This window comes from Staphylococcus sp. Marseille-Q1834, from assembly GCF_916858875.1.
GTDB classification, from domain to species: Bacteria; Bacillota; Bacilli; order Staphylococcales; family Staphylococcaceae; genus Staphylococcus; species Staphylococcus pragensis.
Window position 1 is genome coordinate 176,927 of record NZ_CAKASN010000001.1, and the last position, 24,857, is coordinate 201,783.

Consider the following 24,857-nt stretch of genomic DNA (forward strand, 5'->3'; position numbering starts at 1 on the left):
TTTACGTTTAATATTAAATTATACGGAACGTTTATATTAATATAGTGTAAATGTTCCGTATATTTTTTTAAGATTATCCCTTGCATATTTTAAGTTTATTGATATAATAATATTTGTGCTCATTAGAGAGATGAGTTAAAAATTTCATTATTCCGCAGTAGCTCAGTGGTAGAGCTATCGGCTGTTAACCGATCGGTCGTAGGTTCGAATCCTACCTGCGGAGCCATATGGAAACGTACTCAAGTTGGCTGAAGAGGCGCCCCTGCTAAGGGTGTAGGTCGCGAGAGCGGCGCGAGGGTTCGAATCCCTCCGTTTCCGTCATTTAACACCACCGTTTTTTCGGTGGTGTTTTCTTTTCTATTTCGTTTATAAAAGCCTGATTTAACGGGGTTTTAAGCTATTTTGATTTGTTGAAATAAAATTAACTTGCTCAATTTATTCTAGAATCCTTAAATTTTTGTCAACAAGTGGACAACATTGACAATAAAAAGCAAAAAAATGTCCACTTTGTTGTCCACATTAAAAATGAAGCGGCTAACAGGTGTTATCCTCTGTTAACCGCTTTTCTCTATCTAATAAGACATTAATTTTAAGATTTCATCTTTTTCAATATCTCCGAAGTAATGATAGAAATCAAAGTCAGCCATGGCTTCTTTAATGTGTGTGTAATCATGTAATACACCAATAAGCGCTTCTTCTAGTTCTCTGACATTTCCCTCACCGAAGAAATCACCAAAGATTCTTGCGTGTTCTATTTTGCCTTGCTTAACATCAAATTTGATTTGTACAAATCCTTTTTCAAATTTTTCATCACGTTCGAAATTATATTTTGGATTTCTACCAAAGTTCCAATCCCATGTACGATATTTTTCATTACTTAGTTGTTCAATCTTTTTCCAATCTTCATCTGTAAGTTTGTATTCTTCAACTTCATGCTCTCCAAAGATTGTTTTTAAAATAATTTGTTTAAACTCATCAATAGAGATAGATTCTTCTAAAAATTCATCAATATTAGCAACACGTTTACGTACAGATTTCACACCTTTTGATTGAATTTTTTTAGGATTAACTTTTAGCGCATTTTGAACTTCTCCCAAGTCACTATTCAACATAAGTGTGCCATGACTAAACATTCTTTCTTTCACTTTAACCATTGCATTTCCTGAAATTTTAGCTTGCCCTACTTGAATATCATTTCGCCCTGTCATTTCTGCATTTACACCCATAGATTGTAAAGCTTGCACAATCGGTTCTGTAAATTTTTTAAAATTATGGAAGCTATTACCGTCATCATCCGTAATAAAACTAAAATTTAAATTACCTTGATCATGGTATACTGCGCCGCCTCCAGAAATACGTCTCACTACGTGAATGTTATGTTCGTCTACGTATTGTTTATTAACTTCTTCGATGGTATTTTGATTTTTACCAACAATAATAGACGGCTCATTTACATAAAATAAAAAGTAGCTATCATCAACAGGTAAATGTTTTAATACATATTCTTCCATGGCAAGATTTATTGTAGGATCGGTAATATTATTATTACTTACGAATTTCATATTTATCTCTCCTTAATATTTCTCATATATGCCCTTATATTAGTTATGCCTTAAATAAAAAATTATTGCCAATTATATACTCAAATATGACATTAATTTTTCAATTGAATTATTATTTTCTATTTTTAGTATATATTTGTTTATTTGTAAGCTAAATTTTAGTACAATATAGTCTAGCTATGATTTGAGGAGGACTCGAAATGACTGTTGCAGAAGTAGGAAATATCGTAGAATTTTATGACGGTTTAAGAGGCCGTGTTGAAAAAATTAATGATAATTCAGTAATTGTTGACTTAACTATAATGGATAACTTCAATGAACTAGACTTACCAGAAAAAACAGTTATTAATCACAAACGATATAAAATCGTTGAATAAGAAGGTTAATAGTAAATGAAAAATATATCAAAAGCATTAATTTGGTTTATTGCAAGTTTTGTTGTTTTTCACCTTATCTTGTTTATCATGTGGGGTGAGCACCAAGAATACTGGTATTTATATACTGGAATCATGTTAATAGCAGGAATAAGTTACGTTTTTTATCAAAGAGATATTAATTCGAAACGCTTATTAACATCGATTGGCGTAGGTATTTTGACAGGTATTGTTTTAATTATAATACAATTAATTTTCTCATTATTGTCTTCACAAATATCCTATCCTGAACTTATTAAAGAATTAAGTAGAACAGGTGTTTATTTTAAATGGCAAATGCTAGTAACATTAATTTTTGTTATTCCATGCCATGAGCTATATATGAGAACTGTGTTACAAAAAGAATTAAGCAATTTCAAACTACCTACTTGGGTAGTCATCCTTATTCCAGCTATATGTTCAAGTTCATTGTTCATATATCTTGATAAATGGTGGATTGTAGCTTTTATTTTTGTTACGCAAATCGTATTATCAATAAGTTATCAATATACTCGTCGAATTGTAACGACATCACTTGGCCAAATTGTTGCGATTATATTGTTGTTAATATTCCATGGATAAAAAAACTTTTCTTAGTTTAATTTAGCTAAGAAAAGTTTTTTTAAAGTAATTTATTTGTATGCTCCGTTTATATAAGTGTAAGCCTTAAATTTAAGCTTTAAGCTTTAACTTGAAAATTATCAATTACATTTAACTTGTAATCAGGATCTTTCAATTTTTCAGAAATAAGTGTACTCATAGGATGGTCAAAAGAACTATGATGTACTTTAACATTATCTAACAAATGCTTGTAATTTCTGTAGGTATAATCCGTCATCGTTACACGATATGCTTTATCTAACTTAATGTCTTTTAAGGTCACACGATGAAATGGTAATTCAGTCATATCCACTTCATAACGGAACCCTTGCCATAAGGTGCATAACGTTTCATCTACAATTGTCATACTGAGTTGATTCTGATCAAACTGAATATAAGAATACGTATACTCAATAATATCTTTGATTTGGCTCCCTTTTAACGTTAACTCCATAGCCTTATCAGGATGAGGATATGCATTATAAATATCTTTGTTTGTAATCATGCCTTTAAAGCCTTGCTCGCCATTTTTAGGTACATTAACACAGGTAATATCATTATCATAAGCCAGCTTGATACTATCATGGATTATTTGTGTAAATGGATGACTTCTACTTAATAAATCTTCTAATCCATTCACTTGCATACCCCAGTCACTTTCTGACACAATCTCTTTAGACCAATGTTCAATGGCTTTTCGATCATAACGAGTTATATCTAATAGTTCCTCATTTTCTGGATAGTCGCTCAAATCAATGATTTCAGATTGTATCGCTTCCTTTTCAAATGTATTCGTACGTTTTTTAAATTTTATTTTCACATGAACTAAATCTTGTGCATTTTGTCCTGCTTGAATATATGTCGTTTCATAATCATTACCAATAAAAGTTTGATGTTGATGTGCTGTAATTAGTAAGTCGATGATACCTATTTCTTTCATTAATTTTTCCGCTTCGTGAGAACTTTCTCCATGACGTGGATTTGTTGTATTAATTTTATCTAACCCACCATGATATATCACCACTAAAAAGTCTGGATGTTCTTTTTCATGTATATATCTAATCCAGCGCTTTGCAGAAAGTAATGATTTTTCAATACTAACGTCTCGTTCCATTTCTGCGTATTCATTTTTCATTAAACCTTCAGCTGTTAAGCCTACAATAGCAATTTTTACATTATTGAGTTCTTTAATAACATATGGCGTCGAAAAATATGGTTCTTTTGTCAACGCGTATTCTATATTAGCTGATAACCACTGAAAACGTGCTAATGAAACCGCCTTAGTCAAGAAGGATAACCCGAATTTAAAATCATCTGGACTAATACCACTAGCATCATATTGCATTGCGTTCATCAATTTAATCATGGGATGTCGTTTATAAGGGGCAACTATTGCATAGTAATGAGCAGCTAACGAACCAGCTAAACTCCCCCCACTATCTAATAAAATAACATTTTTATTTTGTTCTCTAACATTTTTCACATATGTTCCTGCTCGATAAATATTAGATCCAAAATCTCCATTCATAAACTGACTATGCATATCAGACGTTGCTAAAATATCGATATTAAAACTTTCATTTCTATCCACGTTTACACACCCCTCATTTAAGGCTAGTTTAACATTTATTATTATCTTAGTGTTATTGATATATTTTTTGAAAATGAAAAAGACATTTTAAGCAAATTCATAAATAAATTTACTTAAAATGTCTAAATCGAATTAACCAATTTGAATACGTTCTTTAGGATAACTAAATTTATCTGGTTCTTTACGTCCTGATATCATAATAATAAATGATATTAGTCCAACACGACCGATAAACATTAGAATCATCAGAACAACTTTAGTAATGCTACTTATATTATCTGTTACACCTAATGACAAGCCACATGTACCAAAGGCAGACATTACTTCAAAGAAGACTTGCAAGAAACTAAGGTTATTTTTTTCAGTGGCTAGAATAATAATCATACTCACAAAAGTAAGAATTGAAGCCATTGTAAATACCGCAAATGATCTTTGAATATCTACCACATGAATTTCTCGATTATATACTTTGATTGAAGTTTTCTCAGAATTATTATTAAAATTAATGACAAATAGAATTAGTATCGCAAATGTTGTTGTACGAATACCCCCACCTACAGAACTAGGAGAAGACCCAATGAACATTAAGATACTCATGATTACATTCGTAGCATCGCTTAATTGCGTTACATCAATAGTCTGTAATCCAGCACTTCGAGTAGTAGCTGATTGAAACAGCGCGTAAAACAATGATTGATGCCAACTTAACCCTTTAAACGCGTTATTATGCTCTAGTGCTAAAATAGCTAGTACCCCAAATGTGAATAAAAAGAAATATGTAGTAGTAGTAATTTTAGTAAATAATGAAAATCTAAAATGACTTACCCTATTTCTAATATAAGCACGTACTTCCAATAACACAGGAAATCCTATAGAGCCTAAGATTATAAGAAACATTACTATCGTCTGAACAAAATAATCATTTGCATAAGGAATTAATGATTGACCTGTTATGTCTAAACCGCCATTTGTAGTAGCAGATATAGAAACAAATAAACCTTGCATTAATGCATTTTTTAAATCTGGATTATCTCTATAGAAGTAAAATGCTAGTAACAATGCACCTATAAATTCAATAGTGACAATTGTTTTAATAATCTCTAATATTAGTTTAACTGTGCCACTCATCGTATCTTTGTTATTATCTAACATGATTAATTGACGCTCTCGAATCCCAATGTGTTTACCAAGCACTACCCATAAAACCGTACCAATGGCCATGACACCAATACCACCGATATTTAGAATGATGAGTATAATGATTTGCCCAAATGCAGAGTATGTATCAACTATATTCACTGGGGTTAATCCTGTTACACTGATACCAGAAACGGCTACAAACAGAGTATCAATTGGCGAAACATTCACACCTGGCTTATGCACAAAAGGAAGGTTTAATAATAAAAAAGCGACAATTATGGCTATTAAATAATATAAAACAATCCCTTGTTGAGGACTTGATTTTTTAAGTAACTTACTAAAAATAGACACTAACTTGTCACCTCAACGTTATTTTAATTTTATTTTTATCTTTTGAGATTTTCCTTCTCTAAAAATTTTCGCGGACAATGTTTTTAAATCTTGTCTGTGTTCAAAAAGAATTTGTCTATACTGTAAATTATTTTTTAAAGTTTTACTATCTAATTCTACAATGACATCGCCAGTTTTTAAACCAGATTTTTCTCCTAACCCACCATCTTTTAAATTTTTAACTACAATACCTTGGTTAATTTCATTAGGTAACTTAATCATTTTTCTTTCGTAACTGTTCATGTCTTTTACGTTTTCAATTGCTATTCCAGTATTTGGATACTCAATTTTCCCGTTTTTTTCCAATTCATTAGCTATAGATTGTGCTTCATTAATAGGTATTGCAAAGCCCATTCCTTCAATACTTGGCATATTTATTTTGAGAGATACTATCCCTATTAAGTCTCCGGTTTTATTGATGACCGGACCACCAGAATTACCAGGATTCACAGGCGCGTCAATTTGAAAGGCTTTAATGAGTTCATCATTATTATTATCTTTATCAAAATCGACTGGTACTAAACGATTAATTCCTGAAATAATACCTTTAGAAACAGTATTTTTAAAGTCATTTCCTAGCGGATTTCCTATAACTATAATAGATTCCCCAACTACTAAATGATTTGAGTTTCCAATATGAAGCGGTTTAATATTACCATCTTTTAATTTCACTTTAAGCACTGCTACATCAGACCATTTGTCTTTACCTACAACTTTTGCTTGTACAGTTTTATTATCATCGTAAGTTATTTTAATATCGTCGCTTTGATCAATAATATGTGTATTGGTCAAAATAAAAATAGTGTCGCCTACAGTTTTGTAGACGACACCTGAGCCAAGTTCATTATCTGAATTTGTATTTGTTTTTTGAACTGAAGTATTCTTAGGTGTGTTACTTTCGACTGTTACGACTGATTTAACAGCATTATTAGCAATTTTCATAGTTGTGGTATACTTCTTATCGTTATTTTCGCTTTGATTAATATTTTGATTATGTTTTGAGTGAGAAAAAATCGAATTTAGTACTAAAATTAATAATAGAATAATGATAGCAATAACAATCTTAATCCAGTGACGTTGTAGAAAGACTTTCACTTTATCCATCATTTCATTACTATTATTTGATTTTGTCGGTTGGGTTTCATTTTGAGAATCAAAGTTCTTCTTAGCGTTATTTTCATCTCTTGATGCTTCTTGAGCCTTTAATTCTTTATCTTCTTTTACTTTTTGAGTAGATGTTTTTTTGTGATTATCTTTTGTATCATATTTATTTTCTTCATTGTTTTTCTCTATTGATGTTGTGTTATTTACTACACTATGTGGTTCACGCTTACTATCTATGTCATTTGTTTGATTATCATAGACTGTTTCAACTTTTTGCTCTTTTGCTTTATCTTTATTTTTAGTAGCTTGCGTACCTTTTTCTTTATTTTTGTTTACCCTACTATATACAGGTTGGGATTCTTTTTCTTCAGTTGAATTTTCTTTGTTTCGCTGATGTTTTAATTGATCGCTATCTGTCGCATTATTTTTTTCTTCGTTTAAACGTTGTTCTTCAGGCAATGTTAAATTATGTTCTTTATTTTCATTGGTTGAAGAACTATTGTTATTTGCTCTTAATTTGGCTTCATGTTGTTGCTGTTGTATTTCTTCTTGTGTTAATTTTTCAATTCTAGCTTTTCTTAAATTATCTCGAACACGTTCTTCATTTACTTTTACTAATTGTTGCTCTTTTTCAGCTAAACGTTCACGTTGCTCTTTCTCACGCGCAATTCTTTCTTCACGTTCTTCATTATGAAAATATTCATGACGCTTACGACGATATCTATCGCGTGGTATGACGTGCTTTTTATCATTATTCAAAGCTGTCCACTCCTAACATTATAATCACTAGCTATAAATATGTATCATTTTAGACTATAGACAAACTCTTTCACTCTTCATCAACTTATACATAACTAGCTCATTTACACAAAGTAAACACCCGTTGTTACGTATTTCGTTTCCTCGATTGACAAGGGCTTTCTAACAGTCTTGCAAATTCTAACTTATAGGCAAGTAGAAGATGCCTAATAAAATTTGTTAATTTTAAGTAATTTATTCATTAATTAAATTTTAATATCAAAAGTACTAATAAGCAATGAATAGACCGTTTATTTTCTTAATTTTATAAGAAAAGTGTCTTTCAAAGTTTGTTTAAAATTAAACTTAGAAAGACACTAAATGTATATTATATATTATTTTGCTTTCTTTTTATTGTTGCGTACTGATGTTAACCAGCCAATTACAACTAATAAAATCATAACAACCCAGAAGATAGTTTGCCATAGAGCACCATGTGGGAAGTCTTCAGGTAAAATACCGATATCTTTATGAGCAAGCACGATAACGACTAATTTAATACCTACCCAACCAACGATAGCGAAGGCAGCTCCTTCTAAGCCTGGGTATTTATTTAATAAGTCAACAAACCATGTGGCAGCGAAACGCATTAAAATAACACCAATCATTCCGCCTATAAACATAACACCAAATTGACCTAAATCCATTCCACCAAAGTGAATGCCCATTTTAGGAAGTGTTACGGCGATTGCCATAGCAGCTAACATAGAGTCGATGGCAAATGCGATATCTGCGAATTCTACTTTAAATACAGTGCCCCAGAATTGTAAAGGACTTACTTTCTTTTCAACGCCAGATTCATCATAGTGATGATCGTCTCCAGCTTCATGTTCATTCTCTTTCTTATGGAAGAAATTCCATAGATTTCTAATGGACATAAAGATTAAATATGCCGCACCAAGAGCTTGGATGAACCAGAAATTAACAATAATACTAATTAAGAATAATGCAATAAAACGGAATACAAATGCGCCTAAAAGGCCATAGAATAGTGCTTTTTTACGCTGCTCAGGTGGTAAATGTTTTACCATTACAGCCATTACAACAGCATTGTCTGCTGCTAATAATCCTTCTAAGAATACAAGGACTAAGATTACCCACAAATACGGTAATATTAAACTCGGATCCATAGGGGACAACTCCTTTTTCATTTTATACAAATAAAGAGACCTATGCTAAATAATAGCAAAGGTCTCACTTAGCAATTCATTTACCCACTTTACCGGAAGTATTTACTTCGTAATGACGATAAAGTGCTAAACCACTTTGTTCAAATAGTGGTTTCAAGTTACTCCCCTCTGACAACATGTCATAGGTATTCATTTGTTATGTGTATTATAACCAATATTCATAGTAATAAACAATCATAATTGATTATATTGATTGATTTTAATTATAATTTCACTTTAATATCCCATACTTATAATAAACTATAGAGTTTGATGTCTGGGAATTTTTCTTCAAACCAACGTGTTGCGAATTCATTTTCAAATAAGAAGACGAAGTTATCATATCTATCTTTCACTAAGATTGAACGAGATGTATTCATTTTATCTTGAATATCTTCTTCATTTTCAATCCAACGTGCAATTTTTCTACCTACAGGTTCCATAACTACATCTACGTTGTACTCATTTTTCATACGGTGCTCAAACACTTCAAATTGTAATTGTCCCACTGCCCCAAGAATAATTTGATTCGTATGCAATGTTTTATAGTATTGAATTGCACCTTCTTGTACTAACTGTTCAATACCTTTATGGAAATGTTTTTGTTTCATAACGTTCTTCGCAGACACTTTCATAAATATCTCTGGCGTGAACTGTGGTAAATCTTGGAAACTAAATTTTTGTTTACCGCCTACTAATGTATCACCAATTTGATAGTTACCAGTATCATATAAACCAATAATGTCCCCTGCTACGGCATGGTTAACCGTCTCTTTATCATCCGCCATAAATGATGTTGAACGTGTAATTTTTTGTTTCTTCTCAGTACGTTGTAATGTAACGTCCATACCACGTTCAAATGCGCCACTTACTACACGCATAAACGCAATTCTATCGCGGTGTTTAGGGTCCATATTCGCTTGAATTTTGAAAATAAATCCTGAGAATTCATCGTCAAATGGACTTACTTCTACGTCTTCATTAGTTTGACGTGCATTCGGCATAGGTGCATGGTCTACATAAGCATTTAAAAAGTTTTGAACACCAAAGTTAGCTAAAGCTGAACCGAAGAATACAGGTGTTAATTCACCGTTTAATAACGCTTCGTTATCAAATTCTTCTCCCGCTTCTTCAACTAGCATAAATTCTTCAATCGCTTGTTCGAAAGCACTGTCATTAGTTATAGCATGATCTTCTTTTAATTCGTAATCGTCATTTAAATGTAAGACATTTTCTTCGTCTCTAAACGGTTCAATTGATTTAGAATGACGATCAATAATACCAAAGAAATTTTGTCCCATACCAATTGGCCAGTTCATTGGGTACGTATCAATATTTAATGTTTCTTCAATTTCATCTAATAATTCAAATGGCTCTTTACCTACACGGTCTAACTTATTAATAAATGTAAAAATCGGGATACCTCTCATTTTACATACTTTGAATAATTTTAATGTTTGAGGCTCGATACCTTTAGCACAGTCAATAACCATGACGGCACTGTCTACAGCCATTAAAGTTCGATACGTATCTTCAGAGAAGTCTTCGTGTCCTGGTGTATCTAAGATATTAATTTTATAATCGTCATAATCAAATTGCATTACAGAACTTGTTACAGAGATACCACGTTCTTGTTCTACTTTCATCCAGTCACTTGTAGCAAACTTTCCAGTCTTTTTACCTTTAACTGTACCAGCTTCACGAATCGCTCCACTAAAATACAATAATTTTTCAGTTAACGTTGTTTTACCAGCATCCGGGTGAGAGATGATGGCAAACGTCTTTCTTGACTCTACTTCTTCTTTTAAACTCATTTAATATTCTCCTTCAAATCATTCGCAATCCATTCAGATAATTTAGAAGCAATACGTGTCGCTTCATTTTCATCTTTAAAAGTAAATAATTGCATTACTAATTCTTCTTGAATTTCATTTATATTCATGTCGTTATAATCAATTTCAACAGACCAAAACATGTCTGGAATAGCTATCATTAGCTGTTCTATCTCATCATTCTTATAAAGATATACATTGACAACTTCATTTTGTTCAGAAAGTTGCTTAATCTTCAACTGGGCCACCGCCAAATTTTTTATAAGCTGCTTCTAATCCGATTAAGTCATCTCTATGAGGCACTTTAACATGTCCAGGCATGATTTGATATGGTTCTCTTCCTTTAGAAGCTAGAACCACTGTATCCCCTGGTTCTGCAACGTCAATCGCATGTCTAATACCTTCAGCTCTATCGTCAAATTCAACATAGTTATCATGTGTGGCACCTTTGGCTAATTCTCCAGTTAACATTTTTGGATCGTCGTTCGCTGGGTTATCCGGTGTGAAAATTACATAGTCTGCACGACATGCAACCGAGCCCATTTCAGGTGTTTTAGTTAAATCACGTTCTCCAGCCATACCTACTAAGAAGATAAGCTTTTGCTTAACAAATGGTTTAACCGCATCGATAAGCTTATTCATGCCATCAGCAGTGTGAGCATAGTCTATAATTAAATCAATAGGTAATGATGGATCTAACACTTCTAAACGACCTTCTACTGGTTCTAATGATTTAACGACGCGTACAATATCTTCCATTGCAGTGCCTTTACTCCAAACAGCAATCATTGCTGCCATAATATTTGAAATATTAAACTTACCAACATATGGTGATTGAACATGATATGTGCCAACTGGGGTTACAAAGTCAAACTGAACACCTTGTAATGACTCTTGAATATTCTTTGCCATAAATTGTGCTTCATTATCTATACCGTAACTAAAAATTTCAAACGGTGTTACTGAAGCTAGATATTCTGAAAAACCATCATCATTGTTTAATACGACATATTTTTCTTTAGATAAGTCTTCGCCTAATTGACTGAATAGCAATGATTTAGCGTGCCCATAAGCTTCCATTGTACCGTGGAAGTCTAAGTGGTCTTGTGTAAGATTAGAGAAGATAGCAACATCAAATTCTACGCCTCGTAATCTTCCTAACGCTAAACCGTGGCTTGAAACTTCCATTGTCATCGCTTCTGCATTTTTATCAACCGCTTCTTTAATTTTTTTAGTTAATGAAACAGTTTCTGGTGTAGTATTGGCACCTTTAGTCTTTTGTTCATTAATTTGAAAGCCGTTTGTGCCCAAGTATGCACTACCTTTTCCTAAACCTCTGAAAATGAGATGAATCATCGTAGCTATTGATGTTTTACCATTTGTACCTGTTACACCGAATGTAGCTAGCTTTTGGCTAGGATAATCAAATAAAGTATGAGCAAGTAAACTTGCTACTCTTAGTGTATCTGGAACGATGATTTGTGTTACATCGCCATTAATTTCTTGTTTGTGGTTCACTACTATAACTTTAGCGCCTTGATCCACTACGTTCTGGCAAAACTTATGGCTGTCAACAGTATATCCTTTTGATGCGACAAATATACTTCCTTCTTTTGCTGTACGTGAATCTGTAGTAATATCATTTACATTTATATCTAAAGTTCCAATAACTTCTTTGACTCTTATTTTTTCGAACAACTCATTCGCATTCAAAATGTCTCGCTCCTTTTTTTACAATAATTCTATTATACACGTTTTAAAGACGTTGATAAATTCATTATTATCAGATTAAATCAATTTAATCACTTGATTTGATACTTCCTCACAATCCAACAATCATTTCAATCTCACTTATAAATTCTATTTATTAATTTGAAGTTAATTATTTTAAAATTTTATATATATGTAGCTTTATAGCAATACATTTGAACACTTTAATGCTAGGATATAAGTATAAACAACGAGTATTCACTATTTCATTGTGCTATAATGCACTATAAATGAAATTAATAGGTTTTATATAGGTTATAAATTTCTCTTCATAAATATTAATTTTAACCTTAATATATTCCTAATTTTTATCAGTGATAAATTTAAATTATTGGAGGGTGACTATTAATGGTTTCTCAAAATAAAAAGTTATTGATTATTACCGGGTCATTTGGAAATGGTCATTTACAAGTAACACAAAGTGTCGTTAATCAACTTAATGAAATGAATTTACCTCACTTAACGGTGATTGAGCATGACTTATTTATGGAAGCTCATCCTATATTAACTTCTATATGTAAGAAATGGTATATTAATAGCTTTAAATATTTTAGAAATATGTATAAAAACTTTTATTATAGTCGCCCAGATGAATTAGATAAATGTTTTTATAAGTATTATGGCTTGAATAAATTAATTAATTTACTTCTCAAAGAGAAGCCAGATTTAATATTATTGACATTCCCTACTCCGGTTATGTCAGTTTTGACTGAACAATTTAACATGCGCATTCCAATTGCGACTGTAATGACTGACTATCGTTTGCAGAAGAACTGGGTTACGCCAAATTCTCACAGATACTATGTAGCGACGGAAGATACGAAGAAAGACTTTATGAATGTAGGTATCCCTGCATCTGATATTAAAGTTACTGGTATCCCTATTTCAGATAAATTTGAAGAGGACATTGATAAAGAGTCATGGTTAACTCAGCATCATCTTAGTCCAGACAAGCCTACTATTTTAATGTCAGCTGGTGCCTTTGGTGTTTCTAAAGGCTTTGAATATATGATTGAAAATATTTTAGAAAAAAGCCCACATTCTCAAATTGTAATGGTGTGTGGTCGAAGTAAGGCATTAAAACGTAATTTAGAGTTACAATTTAAATCATATGATAATGTCCTTATTTTAGGTTATACAAAACACATGAATGAATGGATGGCTTCTAGCCAACTTATGATTACAAAACCAGGCGGTATCACTATTTCTGAAGGCTTAACTAGAAGTTTACCTATGATTTTCTTAAATCCTGCTCCTGGGCAAGAACTAGAAAATGCATATTACTTCCAAGAAAAAGGATATGGCAAAATTGCTAATACACCTGAAGAAGCAATTGATGTCGTGTCTGATTTAACTAATCATGAAGATAAACTTAAAACAATGAGCGAAAAAATGGCGAATGAAAAAGTTGATTATTCAACATATAGACTATGTAACGATCTATTAGATATCCTAGATAGTTCATCACAACAACAGGAAATTTATGGAAAGGTGCCACTTTATGCCAAGTTCTTCGTTAAATAATAAAAATATAAGTAAAAACTTTAAGATAATGCTTATCATTCTATTTTTAATGGAATTTGCTAGAGGAATGTATATTTTAAGTTACATTAATTACTTACCTACTGTCACTTCTATTGCAGTAGGAGTAACCTCAGCAGCATTATCGATTCATTTTATTTCCGATGCAGCAACCAATTTTGTCATCGGCTTCCTATTGAAAAAGTTTGGAACTAAAATCGTCTTAACTTTAGGATTTTTGCTTGCTTTCATTAGTTTATTTTTAGTTATCTTTTTCCCCGCAAATCCAATAATCATTATCTTTAGTGCGATTATGCTAGGTATTGCTGTCAGTCCTATTTGGGTCATTATGTTATCCAGTGTTGAAGAGGATCAGCGTGGTAAACAAATGGGATATGTATACTTTGCATGGTTATTAGGTTTGCTAGTAGGTTGGGCATTTATGAATGTCTTAGTAAAATTACATCCAACACGCTTTGCATTTATGATGTCTCTAGTGGTCGTTATTGCGTGGGTATTATATTACTTTGTTGATATTAAACTAACGAACTATAATACTAAACCCGTTAGTGAACAACTTGGTCAAATCGTTGATGTAATGAAACGTCATATTGTATTATTCCCAGGTATCTTATTACAAGGCGCTTCAATCTCAGCCTTACTTCCTATTTTACCTACTTATGCCACTAAAGTCGTTGGTGTGAGTACCATTGAATATACTGTTGCAATTGCGATTGGCGGTATTGGTTGTGCTATTTCAATGCTATTTTTATCTAAGATTATCGATAGAAATAGTCGAGGATTTATGTATGGAATTATCTTTACAGGTTTCATATTATTTACTGCTTTTATCTTCGGATTGTCATTAGTTACTAACATTATCGTTGTATGGATTGTAGCTATCTTCATAGGATTAATGTATGGTATTTTATTACCAGCTTGGAATACATTTATGGCAGGTCAAATAGATTCTTCTGAACAAGAAGAAACATGGGGCGTATTTAACAGTGTACAAGGCTTTGGTTCAATGATTGGACCTTTATTCGGTGGTCTTATTGCACAGTTTTCAAATGGTTTAAGTTATACATTTTATTTTTCAGCATTCATCTTTTTAATGCTAGCTGTATTTTATGGCATTTATTTTATGAAAAGTGGGCATAAACAAAAACGTTTTTAATTCGTATTTAAAAAAGGGTCTAGAAACGAGTGTTATCACACTGATTTCTAGACCCTTCTTCAATATATTAAATAATTACGCTAATTTGAAAGTATCAATTACTTTCCATTTATCTTCTTCTTCGTCAAAACGTAATAATGAAAGTTCATCGATAATTTCTTTATGGTCTACCCCTGCTAATTCTACTTGGCCATAAATATCTTCGAATTCTTGACTAGATAAACCTTGAGCAATTGTAAAATGAGGTACGAAAGGATGTTCCGCTTCACCATGGAAATCCCCAGTATTAAATTTATCGAAAAGTTGTTCTAACTCATCAGTTTTAGCAACTTTAAAATAAATAACATTATTTGTAGGTTTGAAACTTGAAGCTTTTGTTGCATGTACTTCAATTGGTTTTGAACCTTCTAATCTTTTTGAAACTTCTTCTTTTACTGAATCTAACTCTTCATCATTAATTTCAAAATGTGATTTGATCGTAATATGTGGCATGATACGTGCATATTCAGTATCATAACGTTTACGATAACCGTTCACTTCTTCTTGGAATGATTCTGACGGAATTAATGCTAATCCTATATTCATTGAAATTCCTCCTTTGTTTAACATAGTTTCATTATAGCAAAATTCTATATATTAGGTTATGAGTTAATAGAATTTTTTGAAAAGGTTTACAATATTGAAATATAAAGCCTAATCTGTCTTTTCTCTTTATTGAAAGAGTGTATTTAAACCATGTTATTAATAATCAATACCCTTTTCCCGAAAAATATAACTATTTACACTTCATTAGATGGTAATAGGATGTCTTCATTTAAGAAATAATTTAAAATATCATCTAACATAGGTTTCCAAGATTTCCAATTATGCCCACCATCAAATTCAGTATATTGATAAGTAATGCTACATTGTTCAATGGCTTTAGCAAGCGCTCTGTTAGGCGTTAAAAAGTCCGCGCGCTCTCCAGTAGTTGGGAGTTCGAAATCATCTTCTTCTTTACCAATAGCGTGCCAAATTGTTAATTCTTTATATTGTATACAGCTATTCAATTTATCAAGTACTGTGTCGTCAGAATGTGGGCTGAGCATAGCAACTTGACTAAATATAGTTGGATAAGTAAGTGCTGTAAGCAATGCAATACTACCCGCTAAACTATCACCCATTAATATTCTGGCATTTCCTACTTTGAAAGTTGGGAAGGTGTTATCGATAAACGGTAATATCTCTTTCCCCACTGCTTGAACCGTCTTGCTACTACGACTACCTTGAGGATGAAATTCTTCTCGACGCTTATCAACATCCTCATAATGGAAACCAACGATAATAGCGCGTTGAATTTGCTCTTCTCTTCTTAAGCGTTCATATTCACGTTGAATTCTCCCGAAACGTAAAAAGTCGAGTCCATCAAAACAAATGATGACTTGATATTTAAATAGTTCTGAATAATCCTCTGGCAGATAAACAGATAGCGTAACATCTCTTTCTAAAATATTACTATGTAAAACGTGTTTATTGATTTTACCTGGTTTAAAATTCACCATTGTTATTGTTGCCCCCTCTAAATAATATCTTTATTGTATCAAATTTAAATATGACTTTTAAATCACTGATTAACATCAAATAGTAATATTTAATTAAATACTCAATAATATATATTATTTTGATTCTCAACACTTTTAAAGGTTATTATAAAAAATAAAATTTAGACTTGTTATATTTATTTAATTTGAAATAGTATATTTTAATATCTTTTTCACTATTAAAATTTCCCTTTTTAACAATACTCTTTTGATATATACTTATACTAATGAAATGATTACTTTAGGAGGAAGTAAGCTTATGCTTAACAAAGTATGGTTTCGAACAGGGATTGCGCTAATCATTCTGTTCGTGCTAATTAAATTATTTATGGAAGTACAAAGCGTCTTTGCCCCTATCGCAACAATTATTGGCTCTGTATTCCTTCCATTCTTAATTAGCGGATTTTTATTCTATGTCTGCTTACCTTTCCAGAACATCCTTGAAAAATGGGGCTTCCCTCGTTGGGCGAGTATTTTAACAATATTTATTGGTTTAATTGCAATTATCGCTATTATTGTAGCTTTCGTTGCACCGATTATTCTTTCAAATGTTAATAATTTAATTAAAGCAACGCCGACATTACAACGTGAGGCTGAAAAAATTATTAATTTCTCACTTAACCAAATGGATAAATTACCTAGTGATGTGACTAATCGCATCAATTCTGCAGTAAAATCAATTGGTGATAGTATGACTGGTATTTTAGCAAATTCATTTACTTACATAACATCATTGATTTCTACTATATTCTTATTGGTTATGGTGCCTTTCTTCTTAATTTATATGTTAAAGGATCACGAAAAATTTATTCCTGCAACTGCTAAATTCTTTAAAGGAGAACGCAAAGTCTTCGTAGTTGATTTATTAAAAGACTTAAACTTTACTTTGAAATCTTATATTCAAGGTCAAGTAACAGTAAGTGTTATCTTAGGTATTATCTTATATATTGGATATACAATCATCGGTTTACCTTATACGCCGTTACTTGTATTATTTGCAGCTTTCGCAAACTTAATTCCTTTCTTAGGACCATGGTTATCATTTGCACCTGCCGCGATTCTAGGTATAATTGATGGCCCAACGACGTTCATTTGGGTATGTATCGTTACTTTAATTGCACAACAACTTGAAGGTAACGTCATCACACCAAATGTTATGGGTAAATCTTTAAGTATTCACCCGCTTACAATCATTGTAGTCATTTTAGCTGCTGGGGATTTAGGTGGATTCACACTTATTTTAATTGCTGTGCCTTTATATGCAGTACTTAAAACGGTTGCTAGTAATATATTTAAATACCGTCAACGTATTATTGATAAAGCAAACAGCGATGTGAAAGATTAATAGTATTACTGAAAAGCGCTACTCTATGTTGATAGAGTAGCGCTTTTGTTGCAATATATAGGAAACTTCATTTACTACAAAACAAAATAAGGGAGTGGGACAGACATTAAATAAATTTCGTCGTTCAACCCCAGTTTGCTTTATTAGTGGAATTTCTTAATGAAATTCTCCGTGCTAGGGCCCCGCTCCCCGGCAAGGATGACTAGATTTGAAAAAAGCTTGATTTAAGCGCATTTTCAAACCAGTCAGCTACTGCCAATATATTAGCAAAGGCTAAGACATTTTAATTTGTCTCAGCCTCTATATCTCATACTATTATTTAATTGCGTGGAAACCACTGTCTACGTGAATATTCTCACCAGTTACACCGCTTGAGAAATCACTTAATAAGTAAGCTGCTGTTTTACCAACTTCTTCTTGATCAACATTACGTCTTAATGGTGCACGTTCTTCGATTTCTTTAAGAATTGTGTTAAATCCGCCAACACCTTTTGCACTTAATGTACGGATAGGACCTGCAGAAATCGCATTAACACGGATATTATCTGGACCTAAGTCATAAGCTAAATATTTAACGTTTGCTTCTAAACTAGCTTTCGCTACACCCATAACGTTATAGTTTTGAACAGCAAACTCGCCACCTAAATAAGTTGTAGCTACGATACTACCGCCATTTGGCATGATCTTTTTAGCTTCGTGCGCAACGATAGTTAATGAATATGAACTAATATCTTGAGCTAATAAGAAACCTTCGCGAGATGTTTCAGAGAAACGACCACGTAAATCTTCAATATTTGCAAAAGCAATTGAATGATAAACACCATCAATATTTCCAACTTCTTCGCCAATTTTAGCGAAACCATTTATTACGTCTTCATCTTTTTGGACATCAATTTGGTATAATTTTGGATCTTGTTGATTTAATTGGTCTAATAATTTTTCTAATTCTTTACGGCTACGATCTTTACGATATGTAAATACTAACTTAGCACCTAATTGGTCTAATACTTTAGCAACGCCGAATCCGATACTACGTTTATTAGCAATACCCATAATAACGAATGTTTTATTTTCAAGATTAATCATGCGAATAACTCCTTATAATCATTTATTATTTAATCTGTAAACATATTGTTTAAAACAATAAAGAATACTTTAATGAATATATTTTACCATTCTTAATAAAGGTTTATAAAGCAATATCAGTGTTTTATTTAAAAAGAAGGTACACCAACATATGATGTACCTTCTTTTCTAAACTTTAATAATAAAATTCGAGTTCTGATTTCAATTCATCTACATATTCTTTAGAACCTGTAACGATTAAACGATCTTTATATCTAAGTTGTGTATCACCATGTGGGACGATAGACTCGTTATTGCGAATAATTCGCACGAAGATTATATCGCCACCAAATGGGAAATTACGTAATTGTATATTTTCATATTTATGATTCAACATTTCAATTTCATATAATGATGTTTCAACGTTACTTAAGATATTTAACATATTCGGTGTTTCAATTAAACCTTGAAGGAAGACCCTATTACTAATAAAGTTACTGAATACTTCAATACCTTCCGCTTTCATTTCATCATCTTCACTACTACTTTCAAGTCTGCAGATCACTCGCTTCACATCATGTGCTTTAGCTAATTTAGCAACATCTCGGTTTAAGCTATCATCATTAGCCGAACATACTACGATATCTTGATCGAATAATCCTAGTCTTTCTAACAAATGTTCTTCATATTCCGAAATTTCAACCACTGTCACGTTATCTGGTAAATTACGTTTATCACCTAAATCTTTACGATAATACAATGTCACATTATATAAATGTGGTGACAAGTTTCGAACAATTGGGATAGTTAATTGGTTTTTACCAATTAAGGCAATATCAATTTTACGATTCGCTTCATCTGGAACTGGAAAGACTTTTTTGAAAATGATAGGTACAAACACACAGGTAATAATCGCACTTAATATTAAAATACCTGACATTTCAGATGAAATAGTATGTAATTGTTCTGCAATTTTTGCTGATGCGATAACTAATGACAATGTTGATGTTAACAAGAACGCTGACGCTATCGTTGTCTTACTATCAAACCAACGTCTGATAAAGAATACTGGAATTAATTTTGAAATAATAAAAGCTAAAATTAACACAGGTATAATAAGTAATAATGATGGTTCTTTAATTAAAGAAGGAATATTTAAATCTACACCTACCATAATAAAGAATATCGGAATAAAGAAACCATATCCAAACGAATCTAATGTATGTACTAGTTCTTCGTCTGGTTTCAGTAAAGATACAACCACACCTGCTAAGAAAGCACCTAATATATATTCAGCCCCAACGCCTTCAGCTAAAGCGACCAATAATATTATTAACGCAAAAATAGCTCTAATACCTATTTGTGTTGTTCCGCCAATTAAACGATGTAAAAACTTCATACGTTTAAAGACAACACCTAGTATATAAAAAATAGCTGTAAAGACAAGCAGTATAGCAGATAACCATACAGAGCTACCACTGTTGCCATTGATACCGCCATAAACGGTTAATAAGACCATTGTTACTAAATCGGCTAAAACCGCAACAAGTAGAATAAATTGACCAATGGTAGTACGCATAATGTTCATTTCTTTTAATGTAGGTACGACTACACCTAATGAAATAGTTGAAATGATAATAATCATTAATAAGACATCATCCACAAGCCCTAACCATTTAAAGGCGTATGCTAGGATGATTGAAATAATCATGATAAAAGCAAATACTGTTAAAGCTAAATTAAGATGACTTGGTACATGTTTTTCATTTTTATTAGTACCTTGTCGGTTACGTGTATCCTTTTTAAACGTACTAAAATCAATTTCAAGACCACTTAAAAACATTAAAAAGATAAAACCAAGTGTTGAAAGAATACTAAGTACACTATCCTTTTCAACAATATTTAAAAATGAGTGGCCAATTATTATTCCCATAATAATTTCAGCCACTACTACAGGTAAAAACGTAATATTTAATCTATTTACAATGATGGGTGTAAAAAATGCTGCTACAACTACAATTACTAGAGAAAAGAACTCCATTTTGTCCCCCTATGTTAAATATGACATGAATGTTGTTGCCAATCCGAAATAAATTAACATACTAACAATATCATTAATTGTAGTAATAAATGGACCACTCGCTACTGCTGGGTCAATATTTAATTTATTCATTATTAATGGAATCATTGAACCTACTAAAGTACCTACAGTCATTGCGATAGTTAGACTGCCACCAACGATAAGTGCTAAAAACGGTTGACGATACAATATTACAATTATTATAAAAAGTATAGTGGCACAAACAATGCCCGATAAAAATCCACTACCAGCTTCTCTTAAAGCAACTTTAAACTTACTTTGCTCGTCAATTTCCCCGGTAGAAATATTTCTTACAGAAACCGCAAGTGATTGGGTGCCTGAATTTCCTGACATCCCACTGATAATCGGTATGAACGCTGCTAGTAAAGCAACTTGAGCTAATGTATCTTCGAAACTTCCTAAAATGGTTGCGGTAATCATTCCTAAGAACGTTAAGATAATAAGCCACGGTAGACGTTTGGTTGCTGTTTTCACTACTGAATCGTTTGTTGAATCAATATCTGAAACCCCGGCTAAGCGTGAGTAGTCTTCACTAGCCTCTTCATCCATTACGTCTAAGATATCATCAATCGTAATAATCCCTAAAAGATGACTTTGATAATCTACTACAGGCATAGCGATAAAATCATAGTCTCTCATTTTTTGCGCAACGTCCTCTTGGTCTTCTGCTACGTCGACACTTATTACACGTGTATTCATAATATCTTCGATGTAAGCATCATTTTCCGCAACAATTAAATCTCTCAAAGATAAGACGCCGACAAGTTGTCCAGTCGTATTGACTGCAAAAATAACATAAATAGTTTCAGCATCAGGCGCTTGCTCTTTTACTAACAATAAAGCTTCTTTTACCGGTGTATCTGCATCTAACGAAATATATTCGGTAGTCATAATACCGCCGGCAGTGTCTTCTTCATAATGTAACAAGTCTTTAATTTCATTCGCTTCATCACGATGCATTAACGTAAGTAAACTTGCTACTTTCGGTTTTGATAATTCATTTAAAATATCTACCGCATTATCGGAAGACATATTTTCCAACACTTTACTTGCATAATGCGCATCCATAGTATCAAATAAATCTTCATATTCATCTTCATCTATTTCTAATTGATCGAAGAATTCAGCTACTTCTTTTGGAGATAAAAATTCAAAAATCTTTTGCCTGTTCTCTGAGGTTGTATTCTCGAAATACTCGCTTTGTTCATATTCATGAATCGCTAGAAATTCTTCTCTGAAACGATCAATATCATCTTGCGCTAAAATATCGTCTAGTAGACGTTTATTATATTCTTCTAATTCATTTTTGTCGTGTTTTTCTATTTCTGACGACACGGGACGTCCCTCCTATTTACAAATTACATTATATTATATATGTATTCTAAGCGTTTATAATCAATGCTTATCTCAATTTCTTTATTATATATCGGATGTATAAACCTGACTTTATAACATTGTAAAGATTGCGTGTTAATTTTAGGGTGGCTTCCATTATATAAATCATCACCCACTAAAGGATGACCAATAAAATCAAAATGTACTCTAATTTGATGCGTACGACCTGTATGCAATGCCACTTCACATAAACTCGCTTTTTGGTTGTGCTTCAATGTCTTGTAAGACGTTTTGGCATATTTACCTGTTGGTGAAACAGTTCGCGTAATTATACTATTATCATCTCGCGCAATAGGCGCTTCTATAATGCCGTTTTCTTGGGTCTTACCATAACATACACAAATATAACGTTTATCTACATTTATAGTAGACATCAAATGATGGATGTGTCCATGTTTAGCAAAGATAACGATACCACTAGTATTGCGGTCCAAGCGTGTCACTATATGAGGCACAATATTTTGTTGTGAATGTCTGTTATCAACTTCATCTTGCTTAGGATAAGAATGATTTAGATAATACAATACACGCTCGATTAAACTATCATGGGGATGTTCTCTTGAAGGCGTACTATTTAATTGTATAGGCTTAGCTACAACTATTAAATAATCATCTTCATAGATTACTTCAATCGGCGTACTAGAGGGAATAAGATATTCACTAGGATATTCTTGAGGTAACTCAACAACTAATTGATCATCTTGTTGCATCCATTTACGCACAGTGACGGGTAATTTATTTATAATTAAAGCGCCATTAAGTTTAATGGCGCTAATTGTTTTTTTTAGAATAATGGTGACGTTGTAAAAATGATTTGAGTGTTTCTTCATGTTCAATATCATAAACAAATCTCATCGTTCATCTTCACTTTCAATAAACGAATCATGCACCCTTTTCCAAAACGGGAAAGGACGAAAACGTGCAAATCGTACTTTTTCATTAGCTACTCTAAATTGTATAGCATTCACATTTTTATGTTTAAGGCTTACGTGATCAATTGTAGTGCGAATCGTATCATGATTAACAGGCGTAATTAAACAAGTATGATGCTTTGGTAACACTAAAGGCGAACCTACTGTTCTAAATACTCTATTGTTAATAGATGCTATCTCCGCAATTTGCATTGCTTCAAGCGAAGGATGAATGAGCGCCCCACCTAAAGCTTTATTATAAGCGGTAGAACCAGATGGCGTAGAAATACATAATCCATCTCCTCTAAAGCGTTCAAAATGTTTGCCTCTGATACCTACATCTACAACTAATGTAGAGCCATTTTCAGTTTTCATCGTCGCTTCATTAAGTGCTAAATAACGCGTTTCATATCCATTATCATTATATCTCACAATAATTTCTAGTAATGGATATTCAATAACTTGAAACTCTGAATTCGTGATTTCAATGATTAACTTTTCAACTTCATGAGGTAACCAATCAGCATAGAATCCAAGATGTCCTGTATGTACACCAACAAAAGCTACTTGTGACAACATATGACTATATTGATGAAAGGCTTGTAATAAGGTGCCATCTCCTCCAACTGATATCACAATTTCAGGATTATCAGCGTCTTCAACCATATGGAAGTCTTTCATATGGTTAATCATCTTATGTTTTAATGCATTGGACTTAGAATCACCTTTAGACAAAATCGTATAACGCATCGTCTACACCCCATTAGTCATGTTTTTTAGCACGTTTTTGAGAATAATATTTCTGTGCTTCTTGAATTTCATCTTTAATCTCAGACATCTCTTCATCTAATAGATAAGCCGCTTCTGCAGCACGTTCAAGACGATGCTGAATTTCATTAGGATAATCTCCATCATATTTATAGCGTAATGTATGTTCAATTGTTGCCCAGAAATTCATCGCTAATGTACGAATTTGAATTTCCGCTAAAATAGCCTTTTGACCATTTAACGTTTCAATTGGATATTCAATAATCACGTGATAAGAACGATAACCACTTTGTTTAGTATTGTTAATATAATCTCTTTCTTCTACGACTTTGAAATCTTGACGTTGACGCAACATATTTACTACCACATCTATGTCATCAACGAATTGACACATCATTCGCAGCCCCGCAATATCGTACATTTCTTCACGCAATCGATCAAATGGGATTCCCCTTTTATTTGCCTTATCAATAATGCTTGTAATTGGCTTAACACGGCCCGTTACAAATTCAATGGGTGAGGCATGTTCTCCAACTTCATATTGTTTACGCAAACCTTTTAGCTTCACCTTTAACTCATCAACAGCTTGTTTATATGGTGTTAAAAATTGATCCCATTGATTCAT

General features: G+C 32.4%; 20 protein-coding genes, 2 tRNA genes, 1 pseudogene and 1 riboswitch. Of the genes and pseudogenes, 7 read left to right on the forward strand and 16 right to left on the reverse strand.

What is annotated here, in order from left to right:
- Positions 1–151 precede the first annotated feature (151 nt).
- Positions 152–226, forward strand: a tRNA-Asn gene (locus LIX58_RS00995).
- 3 nt (positions 227–229) lie between these two features.
- Positions 230–318: transfer RNA gene (locus tag LIX58_RS01000), tRNA-Ser, on the forward strand.
- Positions 319–572: 254 nt separating this feature from the next.
- Here LIX58_RS01000 and LIX58_RS01005 read toward each other — a convergent pair.
- Positions 573–1,562, reverse strand: a complete 990-nt coding sequence (locus tag LIX58_RS01005) for a lipoate--protein ligase (RefSeq protein ID WP_154836611.1) — start codon at positions 1,560–1,562, stop codon at positions 573–575.
- 200 nt (positions 1,563–1,762) lie between these two features.
- Here LIX58_RS01005 and LIX58_RS01010 point away from each other — a divergent pair, with 200 nt between their 5' ends.
- Positions 1,763–1,939: a YkvS family protein gene (locus LIX58_RS01010; RefSeq protein ID WP_103297526.1), complete on the forward strand. Its 177-nt coding sequence runs from the start codon at positions 1,763–1,765 to the stop codon at positions 1,937–1,939.
- A 15-nt stretch (positions 1,940–1,954) separates the two neighbouring features.
- The gene (locus LIX58_RS01015) at positions 1,955–2,557 is read left to right on the forward strand and encodes a type II CAAX prenyl endopeptidase Rce1 family protein (protein WP_154836610.1); all 603 of its coding nucleotides are present in this window, start codon (positions 1,955–1,957) and stop codon (positions 2,555–2,557) included.
- 97 nt (positions 2,558–2,654) lie between these two features.
- On the opposite strand, the gene LIX58_RS01020 is transcribed toward LIX58_RS01015, so the two are convergent.
- The 7 genes from LIX58_RS01020 to LIX58_RS01050 form a co-directional block, all read right to left on the reverse strand.
- Positions 2,655–4,166, reverse strand: coding sequence for a bifunctional metallophosphatase/5'-nucleotidase (locus tag LIX58_RS01020; protein WP_154836609.1), 1,512 nt, complete (start codon positions 4,164–4,166; stop codon positions 2,655–2,657).
- A gap of 132 nt (positions 4,167–4,298) precedes the next feature.
- Positions 4,299–5,657: a TrkH family potassium uptake protein gene (locus LIX58_RS01025; RefSeq protein ID WP_126565273.1), complete on the reverse strand. Its 1,359-nt coding sequence runs from the start codon at positions 5,655–5,657 to the stop codon at positions 4,299–4,301.
- Positions 5,658–5,675: 18 nt separating this feature from the next.
- Positions 5,676–7,559: a S1C family serine protease gene (locus LIX58_RS01030; RefSeq protein WP_154836608.1), complete on the reverse strand. Its 1,884-nt coding sequence runs from the start codon at positions 7,557–7,559 to the stop codon at positions 5,676–5,678.
- Positions 7,560–7,933: 374 nt separating this feature from the next.
- A complete protein-coding gene (locus LIX58_RS01035; protein WP_226386005.1) occupies positions 7,934–8,728 on the reverse strand; it encodes a TerC family protein in 795 nt (264 codons plus the stop codon).
- Positions 8,729–8,776: 48 nt separating this feature from the next.
- Positions 8,777–8,907, reverse strand: a riboswitch (yybP-ykoY riboswitch).
- Between the two features lie 111 nt (positions 8,908–9,018).
- A complete protein-coding gene (locus LIX58_RS01040; RefSeq protein ID WP_126565270.1) occupies positions 9,019–10,581 on the reverse strand; it encodes a peptide chain release factor 3 in 1,563 nt (520 codons plus the stop codon).
- The gene (locus LIX58_RS01045) at positions 10,578–10,838 is read right to left on the reverse strand and encodes a YueH family protein (RefSeq protein WP_126565269.1); all 261 of its coding nucleotides are present in this window, start codon (positions 10,836–10,838) and stop codon (positions 10,578–10,580) included. Before LIX58_RS01045 ends, LIX58_RS01040 begins: the two co-directional genes overlap by 4 nt.
- On the reverse strand, positions 10,828–12,312 hold the full coding sequence (locus tag LIX58_RS01050; RefSeq protein WP_126565268.1) for a UDP-N-acetylmuramoyl-L-alanyl-D-glutamate--L-lysine ligase: 1,485 nt from the start codon (positions 12,310–12,312) through the stop codon (positions 10,828–10,830). Before LIX58_RS01050 ends, LIX58_RS01045 begins: the two co-directional genes overlap by 11 nt.
- 405 nt (positions 12,313–12,717) lie before the next feature.
- On the opposite strand from LIX58_RS01050, the gene LIX58_RS01055 reads away from it, so the two are divergent.
- Both LIX58_RS01055 and ltaA read left to right on the forward strand, forming a co-directional pair.
- Positions 12,718–13,893 carry a diglucosyl diacylglycerol synthase gene (locus LIX58_RS01055; RefSeq protein WP_154836606.1) on the forward strand — a complete coding sequence of 392 codons (1,176 nt, stop codon included), beginning with the start codon at positions 12,718–12,720 and terminating at the stop codon, positions 13,891–13,893.
- A complete protein-coding gene (gene ltaA / locus LIX58_RS01060; protein WP_186805168.1) occupies positions 13,871–15,067 on the forward strand; it encodes a lipoteichoic acid biosynthesis MFS flippase LtaA in 1,197 nt (398 codons plus the stop codon). The genes LIX58_RS01055 and ltaA overlap by 23 nt, the downstream gene beginning before the upstream one ends.
- A gap of 75 nt (positions 15,068–15,142) precedes the next feature.
- On the opposite strand, the gene LIX58_RS01065 is transcribed toward ltaA, so the two are convergent.
- Positions 15,143–15,652 carry a YjcG family protein gene (locus LIX58_RS01065; protein ID WP_126565265.1) on the reverse strand — a complete coding sequence of 170 codons (510 nt, stop codon included), beginning with the start codon at positions 15,650–15,652 and terminating at the stop codon, positions 15,143–15,145.
- 194 nt (positions 15,653–15,846) lie between these two features.
- Entirely contained in the window at positions 15,847–16,608 is a 762-nt protein-coding gene (locus LIX58_RS01070; protein ID WP_226386006.1) for an esterase family protein, read from the reverse strand.
- A 298-nt stretch (positions 16,609–16,906) separates the two neighbouring features.
- Between LIX58_RS01070 and cozEa the strand changes: the two genes are divergently transcribed.
- The gene (gene cozEa / locus LIX58_RS01075; RefSeq protein ID WP_126565263.1) at positions 16,907–17,992 is read left to right on the forward strand and encodes a lipoteichoic acid biosynthesis protein CozEa; all 1,086 of its coding nucleotides are present in this window, start codon (positions 16,907–16,909) and stop codon (positions 17,990–17,992) included.
- A gap of 315 nt (positions 17,993–18,307) precedes the next feature.
- Here cozEa and fabI read toward each other — a convergent pair whose 3' ends face one another.
- From fabI to LIX58_RS01105, 6 genes and pseudogenes are all read right to left on the reverse strand, one after another.
- Entirely contained in the window at positions 18,308–19,078 is a 771-nt protein-coding gene (fabI, locus tag LIX58_RS01080) for an enoyl-ACP reductase FabI (RefSeq protein ID WP_126565262.1), read from the reverse strand.
- A gap of 175 nt (positions 19,079–19,253) precedes the next feature.
- On the reverse strand, positions 19,254–21,098 hold the full coding sequence (locus tag LIX58_RS01085; RefSeq protein ID WP_126565261.1) for a monovalent cation:proton antiporter family protein: 1,845 nt from the start codon (positions 21,096–21,098) through the stop codon (positions 19,254–19,256).
- A gap of 9 nt (positions 21,099–21,107) precedes the next feature.
- A complete protein-coding gene (gene mgtE, locus LIX58_RS01090) occupies positions 21,108–22,493 on the reverse strand; it encodes a magnesium transporter (RefSeq protein WP_154836603.1) in 1,386 nt (461 codons plus the stop codon).
- A 23-nt stretch (positions 22,494–22,516) separates the two neighbouring features.
- Positions 22,517–23,408: pseudogene (locus tag LIX58_RS01095) on the reverse strand (RluA family pseudouridine synthase).
- Entirely contained in the window at positions 23,405–24,214 is an 810-nt protein-coding gene (locus LIX58_RS01100) for an NAD kinase (RefSeq protein WP_126565258.1), read from the reverse strand. The pseudogene LIX58_RS01095 and the gene LIX58_RS01100 overlap by 4 nt, the downstream one beginning before the upstream one ends.
- Before the next feature lie 13 nt (positions 24,215–24,227).
- Positions 24,228–24,857, reverse strand: a complete 630-nt coding sequence (locus LIX58_RS01105) for a GTP pyrophosphokinase family protein (protein ID WP_126565257.1) — start codon at positions 24,855–24,857, stop codon at positions 24,228–24,230.